The following is a 15,065-nucleotide window of genomic DNA, read 5'->3' as shown; positions in this document are numbered from 1 at the left end:
CGATCGCCCGAGTCTGCGGTCCGTGCTCGCGCGGCCAGCATGCACCATGTGACGGGCCGAACGAGTGGTGGGGAGACTGCACCTGCGAGTGCCAAAGGAGGACCGAATGAAACCGAGACTACTCGACCTGTTCTGTTGCGCAGGAGGAGCCGGCACCGGGTACGCTCGTGCCGGCTTCGACGTTGTAGGGGTCGATATTGACCCGCAACCGCGTTACCCGTTCGAGTTCCACCAGGCAGACGCGCTCAAGTATTTGCGGGACCACGGCCACGAGTTCGACGCCATCCACGCATCACCACCATGCCAGGTGTACAGCAAGACCGCACACCTTCACGACAACGAACACCCGGACCTGCTCGCACCAACTCGTGTCGAGCTCGAAGCGACCGGACTGCCGTACGTGATCGAAAACGTCGAAGGAGCACCGCTGATTGCACCGCTGACGTTATGCGGTTCAGAGTTCGGTCTAATGGCGCCGGATGTTGACGGGCTACCTCTCGCGCTGCGGCGCCACCGGTTGTTTGAATCGAACGTGTGGCTGATGGGTGCCGGCGGGTGCGAGCATGACCCGAATATTCAGGTTGCCGGTTCATACACGGCCGGACGCCACCGCACACCAGTTCACAGAGACAACCCGAACCGGTTGGGCGGATACACGCCTGCGCTCTCCGTTCGCGCTGCGCTCCTTGGCATTGACTGGAAGATGAACGAGCACGAGCTCGCGCAAGCCATCCCGCCTGCGTACACGGAGTTCATTGGCGGACAACTGATTCGTTCTTTGACGTTGGAGGCAGCATGAGTGACTTGTTGGATGCGGTTGACCGTCTGACTGTCCCGCAACGGTTGAAGCAAATGCAGGACACTCAACTGGTGACCGTGGTGTTGCCGTCACTGTTGGACCAGTTGGATGCTGCCGTGCGTTCTTCGATGGGTGGTACGTCGTCGGGTGGTTCGACAGCGTTTGAGGGTTCGATTGTGAATTCGGCGGCGTTGATGAAGTTGATGCAGATCAGTCATCAGGTTGCGGATTGGTGTCGTATCCGTCAGTGCCCGGTCGTGCGTGACACGGCGAAGAATTTGCGGGTCTGGTATGTGTCGACATTGGCAACCGATTTCAACCCTGAGTTCGCGACCAGGCAGCTCGACAATTGGGCTGACGCGATCGTGGCGCTATTGGACCCGCCAAGGCAGAAGGATCTTCCGGACGCATGCCCGGACTGTGAGGCGACGAAATGGTGGAAGAACCAGCATGAGGGTGGGCTTAGACCTTTGGTGGTGTTTTACCGTCCGGGTGAGTCGGTGGAGGCTGGGTCTGCTGAGTGTCGTGCGTGCGGGCGCAAATGGAGTGTGCGCGAACTGGCGTACGCAATCGAACAGAAGACCGAGAGTTAGGATCACCGACATGGCAACGATCTACGTTGAAGTAACGGAATGGTACCCGGTCTATTCGTTCGAGGAATTCACATGGGCGCAAAAATCCTAGAGGCGAATGCCCTTCGAGGCGCGAGTTTAGTCGAGCTCCGCCCCCGCAAGGGTCACCTGTTCGAGCAGGAGGCGTAGGTGCCTGACATCAGCGGCCAGGGCTACATCACCGTTCGCCTGCCGTACGAGGATCGGGTGGCGATCCAGATCGGTATCGAGAAATGGTCCGGGCGGTCGCGGGACGATATTGAAATCCTCGCTGACGTTACGGTGGTTGCCCGTGGCTAGCGTCTCCCCGCGATGTAATGATGACCCAGACATTCCCGGGGAACGCGAATCCTTTCTCCCAATATCGAGCCATATTGACTACAGCGGCCCGCGACCGGCTTGGGTAATTCCCCAGTCGATCGAATACCAGGCAATCGTCCACCACAACCAGTTGCGATATGCAGAGTTGCAGAAGCTCCGCGCGGGACAACCGAACCTGTACAACGAGACAAGGTATCGAAACTGATGGCTAGTGTCACCCCGCGCACGAATGGAGCTTGACAACAACACGTTTGTAGTTCATAATTGAAGTACGCGGATTTTTCATGCCCGGAAACGGGTTGAAGGTCCGCCTTTTTCGTTAAGGTGGTACATCGAATGTCCCTGGCCGAGAAAGCAAAAGCGAGAAAGCTCGCTCCGAAACGCAACCCCATCGACGTATGGCTCGAAACCCTCGAACCATCCGAACGGGACGCAGCATTACACATGCTCAACACCCCGCACCTGTGGCCGCAAAGCGCGATCATCACAGACTTCGCCGACGAAGGATTCCATGTCGGCAAGGAAACGGTCGGCGCATGGCGGAGGGCAAACAGTGTCTCTCGTTGACAAAGCGGCCGATAAACCGGTGCCGCTGACTGGGCGTGCGGATACCACCCCTGATGGTGGCGAGTTCGTGGACGTACAAACGACGGAGCCGGTCACTGACTGGTCGGACATGTTCCGCCGGTTCAACTTGGACCCGGACGTGTTCGAGGTTGTCGGTGACACGGTTCGCATGTCGAACTGGCAGCAGTCGAAACGCACCAACGATGGTGACCGTGATGTTGTGAACCTGTATTCGTACCGTGCGTTGTTTCGGCGTAAGGCTGCGGCGATTGACCTGCCGGCGTTGTATGCGGAGGTTCGTCGTACGAAGGTGAAGCCTGGGAAGGCTGCTGGTGGTTCGACACTGGTGGTTGCGTGGGCTGACACTCAGGTGGGCAAAGTAGGGCTACGCGGTGACACCGCCGACCTTGTGCGTCGCCTTGAACAGAAGCGTGTAGCGCTCGCGGCTCACATCAAAGCGCGCAAACTGTCACGGTTTGTGTTCGTGGATGTGGGTGACGCGATCGAGGGTTTCGAGAACGTTGCTTCGCAGATGTTCACCAACGACCTTTCGTTGCCGCAACAGATTGACCTTTCCGCTGTTGAAATGTGGAAGACGCTCGCACTGCTGGCGAACAACGGTCGTGTGGATGCTGTTGCGATCCCGTCGAACCATGGCGCATGGCGGTCCGGTAAGCAGTCCCTCGGACGTCCGTCCGATGATTGGGGGCTCGCCATTCAAGCCCGCCTCGAGTATCAGGCTGGTCTTGTTGGTCTGCCTGTCACGTTCCACCGTCCTGGTGATTGGGATGAGTCGGTTGCGTTGGATGTTCGCGGCACCAAGTTGGGTGTTCACCACGGCCATCAGTCGGCGTGTGACCAGATGCCGAAATGGTGGGCAGGGCAACAGCACGGCGCCCAAGCAACCGCCGACGCGGACATCCTTCTCACGGGGCACTACCATCATCTGCGGGTTCTTCCTACTGGGCGTTCACAGCGCACGGGGAAGTCGAAGTGGTGGTTGCAGGCACCCACACTGGATAACGGCAGCGACTGGTATCGGAACAAGTCTGGTGACGATTCCGACCCGGGCCTGTTGGTGTTCGAGATCAACGATGAAGGGTTCGACCTGTCGAGCCTGACCATTCTCTAAGTTTGACCGGCCCTGTTCGCAGGGAACGCGCACCGGTCACAGCGGCCAGGGGATAAGCCTAGTTTCAGGTGTCCTCAAACGACAACGCAGTACGCCTGGCCGCACCCATAATCTTCCGGCACTGCCACCCACAGAAAAATAGTCATTAGGGCTTCGAGCCGAGACGCAAAGTGTGGCGAGTGATCGCATGTACCGGATCTCTGTAAGGCGAACAAAGCATCGTAGTAGCAGTCTTCCAAACCAGGATGCTTGCGGTGGGCGTAGACCACCAAGACCCGAAGCGTTGGGACCCTCCGGGGCGGCGCGGTTAAAGCTGTTAGGGAAAGACACTCTTCACGGTTGCGGCCATTGGAGGTTGCACATGAAAGACGACGCGGACGAATATCCGGATGGCGGTTGGTGGTTCGACGGCAACACTGGTTGGCACATCCACCCGGAGTGTGAGCCGAGGAACGCACGCGAAGTGCAAGAAGCGCTCGCAGTGATTGACGCGGCGCAAGCGAACTCCCCGACATGTCGACTCTGCGGACAACGGGTCATCGCCCTTGACGCGTACGGGCTGTGCTCGAAGAAGTCGCACGAGGTTGTGCGTTCGGATGAACCCATGCTGTCGTTCGGTCAAGGGTGACTGGACATGGGCAATCAGTTGCGTGTTGTGACGTCGAGCCGGCGTCTTGAACCGTTGGTGTGGTTGGCCGTGTCAGCCCTTTACAGTGTCCGTTGGTGGGTTGGTGTGTTCGATCGTATTAGGCCCGAACGCGGTGGTGATCTGATAACTGAACATGGCCATGATCGACTGCCAACGGAGAGCAGACGTAATGAACATCCCAGATGATGTGCTCGAAGCCGGGTGGGCGGCGAGTTACGCGGCACCGGTTCCAGATGCACCGAAAGCATTCATGCAGGTGGTTGCGGAGTGGGCGCGTCGTGAAGCGCTCCGAGAAGCCGAGTTGGCAGCTTCTTCGCAGGTTGTCTCATCGCCGTCTGATTACCAGGAGGCCGCGTATAACGACGGCGTCGCCGATGCTGTCGACGCGATCCGCAGCATCGGCGAGGCACTGTGATGGGCGGCACCGACGTGAAGTGCCCAGTCTGTGGCGCCGCACCGAACCAGATGTGTGATCCAGGTAGCGCGCGACCCGGAACCCATACGCGCCGCATCGAACTATCCCGGGTTCGTTCCGACCGGGATCGCGCTTACAGGGAGTGGCGGAAGGGAATGCCCGAACGAATTTCACACCTAGCTCGGACCGGCTTCAACGCCGGCTGGGAAGCGGCCAACGCGACGCGTGATCTCGCGGAAGGGGAAATCGAATGACTATCAAGCTTGAACCTTTGGACCCGTCCCAGCCGATCGTCATCTCGAATGCCCGGTTTGTGGATGATGAGCATAACGATTTCCTGTTGGGCACGCCGGAACATCCCGGCCTGTTCGAATAGCTCCCGGCTAACACTTCGGTGTTGATGTCGGTGAACAGCGGCAACTGGATGCCGCGACAAACCACCACATTGCGGTGTGTGTGGATGCGCCGTTGGCAGAGTTCCCGACATTCGGGGCTGTCACCGGTCCAACTGCTCATCGTCCTCCGGGACTGATGGGCGTTTTACAAACAGACGAAAGCCCCGGTTGACCCGGGCGTTGTCGTAAGCCTTCGTCTTATACATGCCGTTGTCCCGGGCTGCTACGGGGCGCCTCCGGTAAACGGTCAAGTTGATGCGGTGCAAACAGTCAACTAGCGACCCACAATTTCATATGGCCGTTACCCGATCCGAACGAGAGCAGGCATGATGCGTATCAGGATCGATCGTGATGAGTGGTATCCCGTGTACAGCCATCACCAAAATGCGACTTGGTGGGCGGGCGAGTCAACGCGCGAGATATCAGATGCAGATCTATCTCGACTTAATCGGGCATTCGATGAATTCAAATGGGCGCAAGATCTCTTAGAAAAGAGCTGGCAGGCGGGGACCTCAAACTAATGGCCTCGAATGATTGACGAAGACGTTGTAAAAGGCTTGTTCAACACGTATCAGGATCCAGGTATCTGTGACTGGCTCGTGTCGTGGCTGCATGCGTCCGCCGAGAAACGCGAACGCATCGAAGGCCGCATGCGTGATGCCGGAAATTATCGACTACATTTGATTCCAGCAGGCGAAGCGTATAAGCACTCACGCACGGTCGGGTGCATGTGCGCGCCCGACGTCGACGGACCCGTGGTTATGCACAATGCGGTGAAAACAATAAAGCAGGGCACATGAAACCGTTAGGGATTTACCCTGCGCCTGCACCGTTCACACCCGGCTCAAAGTTTGTTGACTCCGACCATCCCAACCATGGACCGTTCACCGTGTTCAAGTACGGGTCGTCGTTCGGTGACGACTACCTGATCGACATTGCGCAGCAGTGGCATGAACCGGATCATTGCCGGGTTGTCGCGTATTTGTCTCCGGAAGCGTTGGAGCAGCGGAAACAGGATCGTGTGCTTGAACGGCTTATGGCCGTGTACAGCATTTAGCTGTTATCGCTTTCGATAACCCCTCCCAAACAAGCGAGGTTGTGCCATGGTGCCTGAAATTGTTGACTGTGCGTGCGGGCACGACCATGCAACAGTGCCCACTGATGATGGCGCCGAGTTGGTGTGCCGCGTCCATAAACGTCACATCCCGTGCCGACGTTGCGAGAGCGGCGCTGTAGCGGAGATTGTTGCGTGGGCTAAGTCTGAACAGGACCGGCTTATGACGGATCTGCAACAGTACGGTTACCCGCGAGATGGTGAAGACGGCTGATGTCCGCCCTCGACATGACATCAGCCGATCGTTGCGACCGGTGTGGCGCGCAAGCGTACGTGCGCGTGTGGATCAACGCAGACGCACTATCAACCCTTGACATGTGCGGTCACCATTTCGCGCAGCATGAGGCGCGTCTGGTTGCTGGTGGTGCGATCTTCGCCGACTACCGCGACCGCATCAACGCCAAACTGGACGTTTCCGCATGAACAGACACGGGAGCAACCCATGAATTGTCAGTTTGTTGTCAAGACAGTCCCGGACGAGGTTGACGGTGGGACGCTTATCAAGATTTGCGGCCAGTGGACAGTCGGTACGCTCTGCGCAACTCACGAAGCCCTGCTGAATGGTGCACTGTTTGGTCCAGAACCCTATGTGCTACCCCCGCGGAAGCCGTTGCGCACGCTTTACCCAAGGAGGGTTCGTTGAGCATCAACAGCATGGTTGCGTATGAGTGGATGTGCGAATCCTGTCTTCTGGTCGAACTTGAGTACACCAGGGACGAGGCGGAGCAGCGACTTTTCGAGCATATGGACGAGCACCACGGCTGATTCGGTTCACGGTCGCCTAGACATCGAGGTAAGAACGGAAGCTAGCGCGCTGGATGGTTGGGCGCGGACCCCGTTGCAAATTGGCTTCCGTCGCGAACAATGCTCAAGAAGAACGGGTGAACATGGCCAATGGGATGCCAACGACATCTGAGGTTTCGTACGTTGGCTGGGGCGGCAAGCGCATATCTCGACATGCGACGTTTGATCTTAAGTGGGCGATGCGACGCGAGGGTGTCAAATTCGTTGACGGTGTTGCCGTAGTGGAGCAGGGAAAGGCCCTCACGCCATGAGCGATGAGGGGGCCGGGTTCAATGCTGGTGCGGCGTGGCGAGAGAGAATATCTGACATGCAAACAGTCGAATGGTATGAATACGGGTTCCGCACCGAACCAACTGGGGACGTTTGGGCCGAAGACAACGGGTCGGACGGTTCATGGACGCCCGCGTTACCCAAGCTCGGTATTCGCGCCATTGACATGTACGACGGCCTAGAGGCCGACTCCATCCGCAAAGAGCTGGCACGCGCAGGCATTGACGGTGTCGTTATCCGACGCCTGGTCACGCGCACCGAAGGTGAAGCTGAAATAGTCAAGTAAGGCGGTTGGCATGAGGTACTCGCAACCCACAAAATGACCCCCGAACTCGAACGCGAATCATCATGCGACCAGGATGATGTTGCAGCGTTCGACAAACTCAGCGCCGCAGTCAACCAATGGTTGGCCTGCTCGTCAAAGAAGGCCAATCGTTCGTGACCACACACGCGGCCTGTTAGATGTTGCGTTGCAAGCAGACCGCGAATCGGTGTACTCAGATGACGACGAATGACGAAATTTGGGTCCACTACGAGCAGGTGGCCGGCAACTGGGCTTGGCGCATCACGGACGGGAACACGTTCCTGTGGGGCGGCCGAGACAATCGCACCGAGTATGACGCAATCCGCGAGGCGCAGGATAGATTCATCGATTTGTTCCCGGAGCACGTGGCGCCTGAGGTGCGGATCTTCCGAACGGGGCTCGAATACGCGCAGGCGTCCATTCTTGAGCGCGATAGCCACAGGAGACGCCGTGCACGCGGGCGACGATGACGCCGTACCCGAACTAGTTGACCTGCTCACAAGAACGCCGGTATGGGATGCCTAGATATGACCTCGACCCGTTAGACCCGCGCAAATGCGAGGTCTGCGGAATGCCCTGGCCTGTACCGTCTCTGGCCCGTGGATGCGAACAGAAGCACAACAAACCACACGAGGTGAAATCGTGATTGACCTGACGCTGAGACGGTATTGGCAGCAGCTCACGGCCGCTGAGGATGTTCGTGTCATCCAGGCTGCCGCAGACGAAACCGAACACCTACTGGCATCCGAGCGGAACAAGACACGGCTCACTGATGCGCTCGAACAGGCACGCACACCGTACACATCCCACTGGTACAAGTAACCACGTCGTTACTACCGGTTTAGCCGCGTAAACCACAATACTGCGCACCCAACAACGGTTTAAACGCAATACAACGAATAGCCCTGGCCATGTGCTGGGGCTATTCGCACGTGTGCTGCCACCTACACCTGACAAAACGGTGCCGTCCTGCCAGGTACAGCTAACAAACGCCAGGAGCCAACGATGAGCGACGTCGGCCAGCTCGGACTTGTGCGCACAGTCGGGTTCTCAAGCTGGCTCATCCGCCTCGTAACGAAGTCGCATTACAACCACGTGATCCTTCGCTTCAACTCGAAGTATGTGGTGTCTGCCGAAACTTCAGGTGTAGCCATACTCCCGACAACGCACTTCCCGAATGCGGTGTGGTCACAGTTCCCGTTGGATGCGCTCGAACGCCGCCAAATCGTCGCCTTCGCACTCAACCAAGTCCACAAACCCTACGGACGACTCACATTCGTGTGGATCGGAATCAGCCGCATCACACGCTGGGCAACACCACGATGGCTCGAGAAACGCATCAACAACGAGAAGACCTGGGTGTGTTCGGCTCTGGCCGACAGTGCATACACTCACGCCGGCATTCACCTCTTCAGGGATAGGCGCCCACCCGGTGCTGTAACACCTGGCGACCTCGCCCAAATCTTTTACGACTTCCACTGGGTAGACCGGGCATGATCGTCCAAAACGACGACGTCCTTCCGGCACCAGCCACCCCGATGCTCATAGTAGGCGTAGGTGACGACGGCGAACTAGCCGCCGTATTCCTTGACCGCAACGGCGTTGTGCACATCCAGAGCGGACAACGACTGGCCCACATCATCGTCACCTACATCGCGGCCTGAAAGCGGAGGAACTCGAAGACATGCTGACTATCCTTCTCATCTTCATCATCGTTACGCCCCTGAGCGTCGCCGCGACAATGGGCATACTCCATGTCATAGACCGGCGCTAACGTGCGCGTATGCAGCACACCAGGCTGTCCCGCTATCTACCGCCGCACTGAGGGCAGCAGATGCGCACAGCACAGGGTCGCAGCAGACCGGGCACGAGGCCGTCGACAAGCGCGCGGATACGACAAAGCCCACGACAAGCTCCGAACCCAATGGGCATCACGAGTAGCAACCGGCACCATCCCATGCGCACGCTGCGCACAACCCATCAGCCCCACCGAAACGTGGGCACTCGACCACACAGACGACCGAGCAAGCTACCTCGGCCCATCACACACACGCTGCAACAACAGCGCAGGAGGCAGAGCCTCACACCGATAGAACTCACGGACTAATTACCCGTGACAGAAAGCCCCAACGTCCTGAGCGTTGGGGCTTTCGCTTTCCTCAGGAGAAGTCAATGAAGACATGCACCATCGACGGATGCGACAAAGCCCACCGCGCACGAGGGCTATGCTCCACCCACTACAACCGTGCACTTGGTGAAGGGCGCCACAAAGCGACGCGGATGCAGTGCACCGGCTGCTGCGGCGTCTACCTCAAGCAAGTATCCGGTCACGCATGGGCAACCAACTACTGCAGTGAACTATGCAGGCAATGGGTACGGTTTGGCGAATGGTCAACGAAGTTGCCCGCCGACCACATCGTTCGATGGGTCAACGCAACATGCGAATGGAAACCACCACGGACGGCACGCACCTTCGATTGCGAATGGTGCGGACATACCATCACCACAACACGAGACAGCGCCAAGTACTGTACACGTGGCTGCAAGCGCAAGGGTGGCAAGGCGCGCCGCCGCGGGCTTGAGCATGGCGCTACCGGCACATACTCGTGGGCCGAACTGACGAGGCTGTGGCTGGCCTTCGACAAGACGTGCGCTTACTGTCGAAAGGCAACCCAACTCGCAGACATACAGGCCGAGCACGTGTACCCACTCAGCCGCGGTGGCGCGAACAACCTCACCAACCTGCTCCCATCATGCGGTCCATGCAACAGCGACAAGCGCGACCTGCTGCTACACGAGTGGGAACGGGACAGGGCACGACGCCACCTGCCCACTGTGCACACCACGTGGCGTGCTACAGACAGTCGGTACAAGCACTTGACCTATCGAACAAACCTTCGACCCTCCGCCTGACACACCCCGGGGACATCCACCCAGCAGGTACTGCACCCGGACCGCCGGGGAGGTGACTCGCAGTCCAAGGACCTGAAATGTTGTTTTCGACCCCTGTTTCGAACATATCTTCGAATCTCGTTGGAGGTACCGACATGGTTTCTTCCGCCCCTGTTGGGCTCGCAGATGGCGGGTTGAGGTTGTGGGAATCGGTGTCCAAGGCCCACGAGTTGGATGCCTTGCAGGAGGTTACCCTTACCGAAGCTTGCCGGGCGAAGGACCGCCTAGACAAGCTGGATGGCCTGTTGCGTGGTGACATCGACGTGTGGTTGCGACTTTCACATCGTCTGCAAACCGAGGATTACGAATTGAAGGTTGATCAGGCCCTGGGATCTGCCAACGCAACCGCGAACCTGTTGAAGCAGCTTTTGGCGTCACTTCGGCTTCCCGATGCTGCCGTTGGTAAGCGCCCGCAGCAGCGCGGGGGTGGGCGTGGTTCGTACTCCCCCACTGCGGCCGGTGCTGCGAAGGTTTCCAGCCTTGACGCGGCACGGGCTCGAGCCGCGAAGTGAACTTTCAGCCCCTTTTTGAGGGGCAAGTTCCTTCTCTTGGGTATGCGGCTATCGATTTCATTCAGGACTACATGGTTCATGGGCCCGGTGACGTTCAGGGCGAACCGATTGACCTGAACAATGACGCCGAGATGAGCGACTTCATCATTGAGTGTTACCGGCTGAACCCGGATACGGGTCGGCGTGAGTATGACGAGGGTGTTCTTTCTCGCGCGAAAGGCCGCGCGAAGTCTGAGATTGCAGGCTTCATCGCGGTGTTTGAGGCGTATGGTGCGTGCCGATTTGATCATTGGGACGAGAACGGGCAGCCCGTCGGCCGCCAGGTTGTTACTCCGCTGATCAAGTGCATGGCAACTGAAGAGTCGCAGGCTGGCAACACGTTCGAGAACGTCGCGTTCATCGTGGAGTGGGGCAAGGAGCATTTCCCCGAAATTTACGGCGGCTCGACAGGCGTGCGTCAATATCAGTCGGCCACTGCTATCTATTTGCCTAACGGCGGGGAGATTCGGGCAACTACTTCTGGGGCCGCGTCCAAGGATGGCGGCAAGGAGACGTTCGCTGTTGCTGATGAGACGCACCTGTATGTGCTCAAAGAGCTGAAGCAGATGTATTCAACGGTGTCGCGCAACTTGTCGAAGCGAAAGATTGCCGAGCCTTGGATGCTTCAGACGTCTACTGCTTATCGCCCGGGTGAGTCCTCAGTGTTCGAGGACACGCTTACTGCTTGGCGCAAGAAGGAGTTGTCTCCGCGGGTTTTGGTTGATCATCGCGAGGCCAAGGGCAAGATCGATATCACCGACCATGATCACACGATTGCTCAGTTGCGGTTTACCTATGGAGACTCGGCAGCGTGGCAGGACATGGAGCGCAAGTGGCGCGACATGAACGACCCTCGCATTTGTCCTGACGAGGAAACGGCGGCCCGGTACTACTTGAACCGCCCGCTTTCGTCTCAGGACGCATGGATTCCGGCCGCTGTTATTGAGCGCCAGGATGCCACTGTTGCTCGATCGAACGAGGATGACCGGGAACGCCCGGATGCTGTCATCGCGCCAAATGAGTGGATTGCGCTGGGCTTCGATGGTTCGTTGAATGACGACTCGACGGTCCTGATTGCTTCCCGCATGTCGGATGGGTTCATTTTCCCAATCAAGATTTGGTCTAAACCGACTGGCCCTGCCGGCAACTGGTGGGAGGTGCCTCGAGCTGACGTTATCGCGACGGTCAAGGAGACGTTCGAGCGCTACAGGGTGACCCGGATGTATGCCGACCCACACGAATGGCGTACAGATATTGATGATTTGGCGCAGGCGTTGGGTGATGAGCGTGTCATTGGGTGGCCCACCTCAAGGTATGTGGCGATGGCTGCAGCCCTTGACCGCCTACACATCGATCTAAAGGCTGCTCAGGTTTGGCATTCGGGTGACCCCGTGCTGATGGAGCATTTTCGCAACGCGTATGTAAACATGCGCGGTCCACACCGACTTGTTCGGAAAGAGAACCCTTACAGCGATCGCAAGATTGACTCCGTTGTTGGCGCAACGCTCGCGTATGAAGCACGAGCTGATGCGATCAAAGACGGTTGGGGTAATAACACCGATTCTCGAATGTTCGTTTTCAGATAGGAGTTCGTATGGCCCTGTCCGACGACGAGCAGTCTCTGTTTATTCGCCTGTCGAACGCGTTGAACGTGTCGCGGGTGCGCACTCGGCTGCATAACGATTATTACGAGGGCATGCACCGTCTTGAGCAGCTTGGTCTGGCGATTCCGCCGGAGTTGAAGCGGTTTACGGTGTGTGTGAATTGGCCGCGTGTGGTGGTTGATGCGGTTGAGCAGCGCCTGGATGTGACTGGGTTTCGGATGCCTGGTGTTGATTCTGCTGATTCTGCTTTGTGGGATGTGTGGCAGTACAACAACATGGATGAGCAGTCGCAGTTTGCGCATTTGGATGCGTTGGCTTTGGCGCGTTCGTATGTGTGTGTTGGTACGAATGATGTTGATTCTGAGTATCCATTGGTGTCGGTTGAGTCTCCGTTGGAGATGATTGTTGAGCGGGATCAGCGGACTCGTGCTGTTACTGCTGCTTTGCGCTTGTATGGGTCTGGTCCGTTGACTCCGGGTTCGTCTGAGTTGCAGGATGACCGGGCGACGTTGTATCTGCCGAATGTGACTCGTTGGCTTGTGCGTGTTGACGGTGAGTGGGTTGATGAGATCGACCCTGACGAGCATGGTCTTGGTGTTGTTCCGGTGGTGCCGTTTGTGAACCGGAATCGTGTGACCAGGGTGACGCATTCGATTACTGAGGGTGTGTCCGAGATGGAGGACATTATCCCGATTGCGGATTCGGCGTCGCGTGCGATTACGAATGCGCAGTTGGCGACGGAAACTATCGCCGTTCCGCAGAAATGGGTTCTTGGCATGTCCAAGGGCGATTTTGTGGACGGCGATGGCAACCCGCTTCCGGCGTGGCAGGCGTATTTCGGATCGGTCTGGGCGAACGGAAACGCCGACGCGAAGGTAGGTCAGTTCGACGGGGGCAACCTGTCGAACTTTGAGACGGCGATCAACATGTACTCGCGGCTTGGTTCGGGTGTGTCTGGTCTGCCGATTGAGTATTTCGGTTTGAACACGCAGAATGCTCCGTCGGCTGAGGGGCAGCGTGCGGGTGAGACGCGGCTTATCAAGAAGGCGGAGCGGAAGCAGACGTCGTTTGGTAACTCGTGGGAGGCCGTGAACCGTCTTGTGTTCCGTTTCCGTGACGGTGAGTGGAACGACGATGCCCGCCGCATGGAGACGCTGTGGCGTGATGCTGGTACGCCGACGATCGCGCAGGTGACTGACGCGGTTGTGAAGGAATACCAGGTCGGTTTGACGGATTGGGAGACGGCTCAGGAGAACCTGGGCCGTTCGCCGGAGACGATTCAGCGGATGAAGCAGCGGCGTCAGTCGGATGCTGATCTTGCGGCCGGTTTTGGTGTGCAGGCTGCTGTGAATGGGGCGATGGACGGTAACAATGTCGAACCAGTCGCAGATAGCGTTCCAGCACAGAAGTGACCGTGTTGCATTAGGGCAGGATCTGGTTCGCCAGGTGCGGCAGTTGTGGTCGTTCGGCAACGTGTCCGACCTGGATGGTTCGTGGGATGCTTTGGCGCCGCGGATTGTGCAGGCGGTCACGTCCGGGCAGACTGCTGCGGCAGCTCAGGCGACACCGTTCATGGATGCGGTTGACCGTTCGTACGGTCGTAAACCGTCCGGGGGCTCGTTGGTGCCGGAGGCGTTCTCGGGTGTGATGTTGGACGGCCGTGAGGTTGGTCCGGCCCTGTTCTCGGCGGTGACGACGACAAAGGAAGCGATTGGTGCGGGTATTGCCCCGCCGAACGCGTTTCTGGCCGGTGCGAACGCGTTGGCTGTGGTTGCTCAGGCGGCGTTGCAGGATATGGGCCGTCAGGCGGATATCACGTTGGGTCGTGCGCGCGCGTACACGAGGTATGTGCGTGTGGTGGGTGCTGGTGCGTGTTCTCGGTGCGGCATTCTTGCTGGTGCTGCGTCGTCGGAGAAGGCGTTTCTGCGTCATACGGGGTGTCAGTGTCAGGCGATGCCGGTGTTGGTGTCGCGTGGTGGTGTTCCGAACATTCCTCGCGGGTTTCATGATTCGCCGGAAGCGTTTTTCGATTCGTTGTCGAAGGTGGAGCAGGATCACGCGTTCACGAAGGCTGGTGCTGAGGCGATTCGTGCTGGCGCGAACCCGGTAAGTGTGGTGAACGCGCGTCGTGGTGCGTATGGGATCGGATATTCGGGCCACTATCACGCACCGGTACCTGTTGGTACCAGGAGCGTGTTGAAGCCGATCCAGATTGGTGTGAAAGCGGACGGTACCCCGTTGCGTGTTTACGCGACCGGTGAGGGGACGTCGGCGCGTGGCGCGTTCTATAAGTCGGAGCGTGCACGTGGTGGTGAGGCGGTCAAAGAGGGCCGCTACCGGCGTTCTACGACGATCCGTTTGATGCCTGAGCAGTTGATTCAGATGGCTGGTTCGGATGTGAACCGGTTGCGTGAGCTGCTGACCCGTTACGGGTATATGGACTAACTAGTTTTCACATGGGAAGGCCTCGCTGTTGCGGGGTCTTTTTTTGTGCCCGAAACTCCCCGCCCGCACGGGATCGGGGTTTCGCAAACACATCGCAGGCCGCATGGCCGTTTCGCGGTGATCCCGCATGGG

Annotated in this window: 21 protein-coding genes; all 21 read left to right on the top strand. The window is 58.2% G+C overall.

Annotation, left to right across the window (positions count from 1 at the left end):
* The first annotated feature begins 106 nt into the window (after window positions 1–106).
* A complete protein-coding gene (locus ASE16_RS19325; protein WP_082581200.1) occupies window positions 107–799 on the top strand; it encodes a DNA cytosine methyltransferase in 693 nt (230 codons plus the stop codon).
* The gene (locus ASE16_RS03575; RefSeq protein ID WP_055890622.1) at window positions 796–1,392 is read left to right on the top strand and encodes a hypothetical protein; all 597 of its coding nucleotides are present in this window, start codon (window positions 796–798) and stop codon (window positions 1,390–1,392) included. The genes ASE16_RS19325 and ASE16_RS03575 overlap by 4 nt, the downstream gene beginning before the upstream one ends.
* A 168-nt stretch (window positions 1,393–1,560) precedes the next feature.
* Complete coding sequence (locus tag ASE16_RS19675) at window positions 1,561–1,710, top strand: hypothetical protein (protein WP_157480074.1); 150 nt, start codon at window positions 1,561–1,563, stop codon at window positions 1,708–1,710.
* Window positions 1,711–2,067: 357 nt separating this feature from the next.
* On the top strand, window positions 2,068–2,298 hold the full coding sequence (locus ASE16_RS19670; protein WP_157480072.1) for a hypothetical protein: 231 nt from the start codon (window positions 2,068–2,070) through the stop codon (window positions 2,296–2,298).
* Window positions 2,285–3,430: a hypothetical protein gene (locus ASE16_RS03570; protein WP_055890620.1), complete on the top strand. Its 1,146-nt coding sequence runs from the start codon at window positions 2,285–2,287 to the stop codon at window positions 3,428–3,430. Before ASE16_RS19670 ends, ASE16_RS03570 begins: the two co-directional genes overlap by 14 nt.
* Window positions 3,431–3,791: 361 nt before the next feature.
* Window positions 3,792–4,058, top strand: a complete 267-nt coding sequence (locus ASE16_RS19320; RefSeq protein WP_200949543.1) for a hypothetical protein — start codon at window positions 3,792–3,794, stop codon at window positions 4,056–4,058.
* A gap of 190 nt (window positions 4,059–4,248) precedes the next feature.
* Window positions 4,249–4,494 (top strand): hypothetical protein, encoded by a 246-nt coding sequence (locus ASE16_RS19665; RefSeq protein ID WP_157480071.1) that lies wholly within the window; start codon window positions 4,249–4,251, stop codon window positions 4,492–4,494.
* A 250-nt stretch (window positions 4,495–4,744) separates the two neighbouring features.
* Window positions 4,745–4,870: a hypothetical protein gene (locus ASE16_RS20235; protein ID WP_268765779.1), complete on the top strand. Its 126-nt coding sequence runs from the start codon at window positions 4,745–4,747 to the stop codon at window positions 4,868–4,870.
* Window positions 4,871–5,419: 549 nt separating this feature from the next.
* Window positions 5,420–5,689 (top strand): hypothetical protein, encoded by a 270-nt coding sequence (locus ASE16_RS19660; protein ID WP_157480069.1) that lies wholly within the window; start codon window positions 5,420–5,422, stop codon window positions 5,687–5,689.
* Entirely contained in the window at window positions 5,686–5,946 is a 261-nt protein-coding gene (locus ASE16_RS19655; RefSeq protein ID WP_157480067.1) for a hypothetical protein, read from the top strand. The genes ASE16_RS19660 and ASE16_RS19655 overlap by 4 nt, the downstream gene beginning before the upstream one ends.
* A 270-nt stretch (window positions 5,947–6,216) precedes the next feature.
* Window positions 6,217–6,426: a hypothetical protein gene (locus ASE16_RS19315; protein ID WP_082581199.1), complete on the top strand. Its 210-nt coding sequence runs from the start codon at window positions 6,217–6,219 to the stop codon at window positions 6,424–6,426.
* Window positions 6,427–6,642: 216 nt separating this feature from the next.
* Window positions 6,643–6,768: a hypothetical protein gene (locus ASE16_RS20230; protein ID WP_268765778.1), complete on the top strand. Its 126-nt coding sequence runs from the start codon at window positions 6,643–6,645 to the stop codon at window positions 6,766–6,768.
* 346 nt (window positions 6,769–7,114) lie between these two features.
* Entirely contained in the window at window positions 7,115–7,363 is a 249-nt protein-coding gene (locus tag ASE16_RS19650) for a hypothetical protein (protein ID WP_157480066.1), read from the top strand.
* 215 nt (window positions 7,364–7,578) lie between these two features.
* Complete coding sequence (locus ASE16_RS03565; protein ID WP_055890618.1) at window positions 7,579–7,851, top strand: hypothetical protein; 273 nt, start codon at window positions 7,579–7,581, stop codon at window positions 7,849–7,851.
* Between the two features lie 535 nt (window positions 7,852–8,386).
* Window positions 8,387–8,878, top strand: a complete 492-nt coding sequence (locus ASE16_RS19645) for a hypothetical protein (RefSeq protein WP_157480064.1) — start codon at window positions 8,387–8,389, stop codon at window positions 8,876–8,878.
* Window positions 8,875–9,045 (top strand): hypothetical protein, encoded by a 171-nt coding sequence (locus ASE16_RS19640; protein ID WP_157480062.1) that lies wholly within the window; start codon window positions 8,875–8,877, stop codon window positions 9,043–9,045. Before ASE16_RS19645 ends, ASE16_RS19640 begins: the two co-directional genes overlap by 4 nt.
* 508 nt (window positions 9,046–9,553) lie before the next feature.
* A complete protein-coding gene (locus ASE16_RS20350; protein WP_082581198.1) occupies window positions 9,554–10,294 on the top strand; it encodes an HNH endonuclease in 741 nt (246 codons plus the stop codon).
* Between the two features lie 134 nt (window positions 10,295–10,428).
* On the top strand, window positions 10,429–10,845 hold the full coding sequence (locus ASE16_RS19300; protein WP_082581197.1) for a hypothetical protein: 417 nt from the start codon (window positions 10,429–10,431) through the stop codon (window positions 10,843–10,845).
* Complete coding sequence (locus ASE16_RS03560; RefSeq protein ID WP_055890615.1) at window positions 10,842–12,470, top strand: terminase large subunit domain-containing protein; 1,629 nt, start codon at window positions 10,842–10,844, stop codon at window positions 12,468–12,470. Before ASE16_RS19300 ends, ASE16_RS03560 begins: the two co-directional genes overlap by 4 nt.
* A gap of 8 nt (window positions 12,471–12,478) precedes the next feature.
* Entirely contained in the window at window positions 12,479–13,900 is a 1,422-nt protein-coding gene (locus ASE16_RS03555; RefSeq protein ID WP_055890613.1) for a phage portal protein, read from the top strand.
* Window positions 13,860–14,933, top strand: a complete 1,074-nt coding sequence (locus ASE16_RS19635) for a hypothetical protein (protein ID WP_157480060.1) — start codon at window positions 13,860–13,862, stop codon at window positions 14,931–14,933. Before ASE16_RS03555 ends, ASE16_RS19635 begins: the two co-directional genes overlap by 41 nt.
* Window positions 14,934–15,065 lie beyond the last annotated feature (132 nt).

The organism is Leifsonia sp. Root227, assembly GCF_001428745.1.
GTDB lineage: Bacteria > Actinomycetota > Actinomycetes > Actinomycetales > Microbacteriaceae > Leifsonia.
Note: the sequence above shows the minus strand (reverse complement) of the source record. Positions and strands in the feature narration are given on the sequence as shown.

Bases quoted from the DNA above. Each gene is read 5' to 3' on its own strand.
- ASE16_RS19670 (WP_157480072.1), top strand. From the start codon at position 2,068: ATGTCCCTGGCCGAGAAAGCAAAAGCGAGAAAGCTCGCTCCGAAACGC.
- ASE16_RS19645 (WP_157480064.1), top strand. From the start codon at position 8,387: ATGAGCGACGTCGGCCAGCTCGGACTTGTGCGCACAGTCGGGTTCTCA.
- ASE16_RS03565 (WP_055890618.1), top strand. From the start codon at position 7,579: ATGACGACGAATGACGAAATTTGGGTCCACTACGAGCAGGTGGCCGGC.
- ASE16_RS19315 (WP_082581199.1), top strand. From the start codon at position 6,217: ATGTCCGCCCTCGACATGACATCAGCCGATCGTTGCGACCGGTGTGGC.
- ASE16_RS20350 (WP_082581198.1), top strand. From the start codon at position 9,554: ATGAAGACATGCACCATCGACGGATGCGACAAAGCCCACCGCGCACGA.
- ASE16_RS03555 (WP_055890613.1), top strand. From the start codon at position 12,479: ATGGCCCTGTCCGACGACGAGCAGTCTCTGTTTATTCGCCTGTCGAAC.
- ASE16_RS19320 (WP_200949543.1), top strand. From the start codon at position 3,792: ATGAAAGACGACGCGGACGAATATCCGGATGGCGGTTGGTGGTTCGAC.
- ASE16_RS19665 (WP_157480071.1), top strand. From the start codon at position 4,249: ATGAACATCCCAGATGATGTGCTCGAAGCCGGGTGGGCGGCGAGTTAC.
- ASE16_RS19655 (WP_157480067.1), top strand. From the start codon at position 5,686: ATGAAACCGTTAGGGATTTACCCTGCGCCTGCACCGTTCACACCCGGC.
- ASE16_RS19660 (WP_157480069.1), top strand. From the start codon at position 5,420: ATGATTGACGAAGACGTTGTAAAAGGCTTGTTCAACACGTATCAGGAT.
- ASE16_RS19325 (WP_082581200.1), top strand. From the start codon at position 107: ATGAAACCGAGACTACTCGACCTGTTCTGTTGCGCAGGAGGAGCCGGC.
- ASE16_RS20235 (WP_268765779.1), top strand. From the start codon at position 4,745: ATGACTATCAAGCTTGAACCTTTGGACCCGTCCCAGCCGATCGTCATC.
- ASE16_RS19300 (WP_082581197.1), top strand. From the start codon at position 10,429: ATGGTTTCTTCCGCCCCTGTTGGGCTCGCAGATGGCGGGTTGAGGTTG.
- ASE16_RS19635 (WP_157480060.1), top strand. From the start codon at position 13,860: ATGTCGAACCAGTCGCAGATAGCGTTCCAGCACAGAAGTGACCGTGTT.
- ASE16_RS19650 (WP_157480066.1), top strand. From the start codon at position 7,115: ATGCAAACAGTCGAATGGTATGAATACGGGTTCCGCACCGAACCAACT.
- ASE16_RS03575 (WP_055890622.1), top strand. From the start codon at position 796: ATGAGTGACTTGTTGGATGCGGTTGACCGTCTGACTGTCCCGCAACGG.
- ASE16_RS19640 (WP_157480062.1), top strand. From the start codon at position 8,875: ATGATCGTCCAAAACGACGACGTCCTTCCGGCACCAGCCACCCCGATG.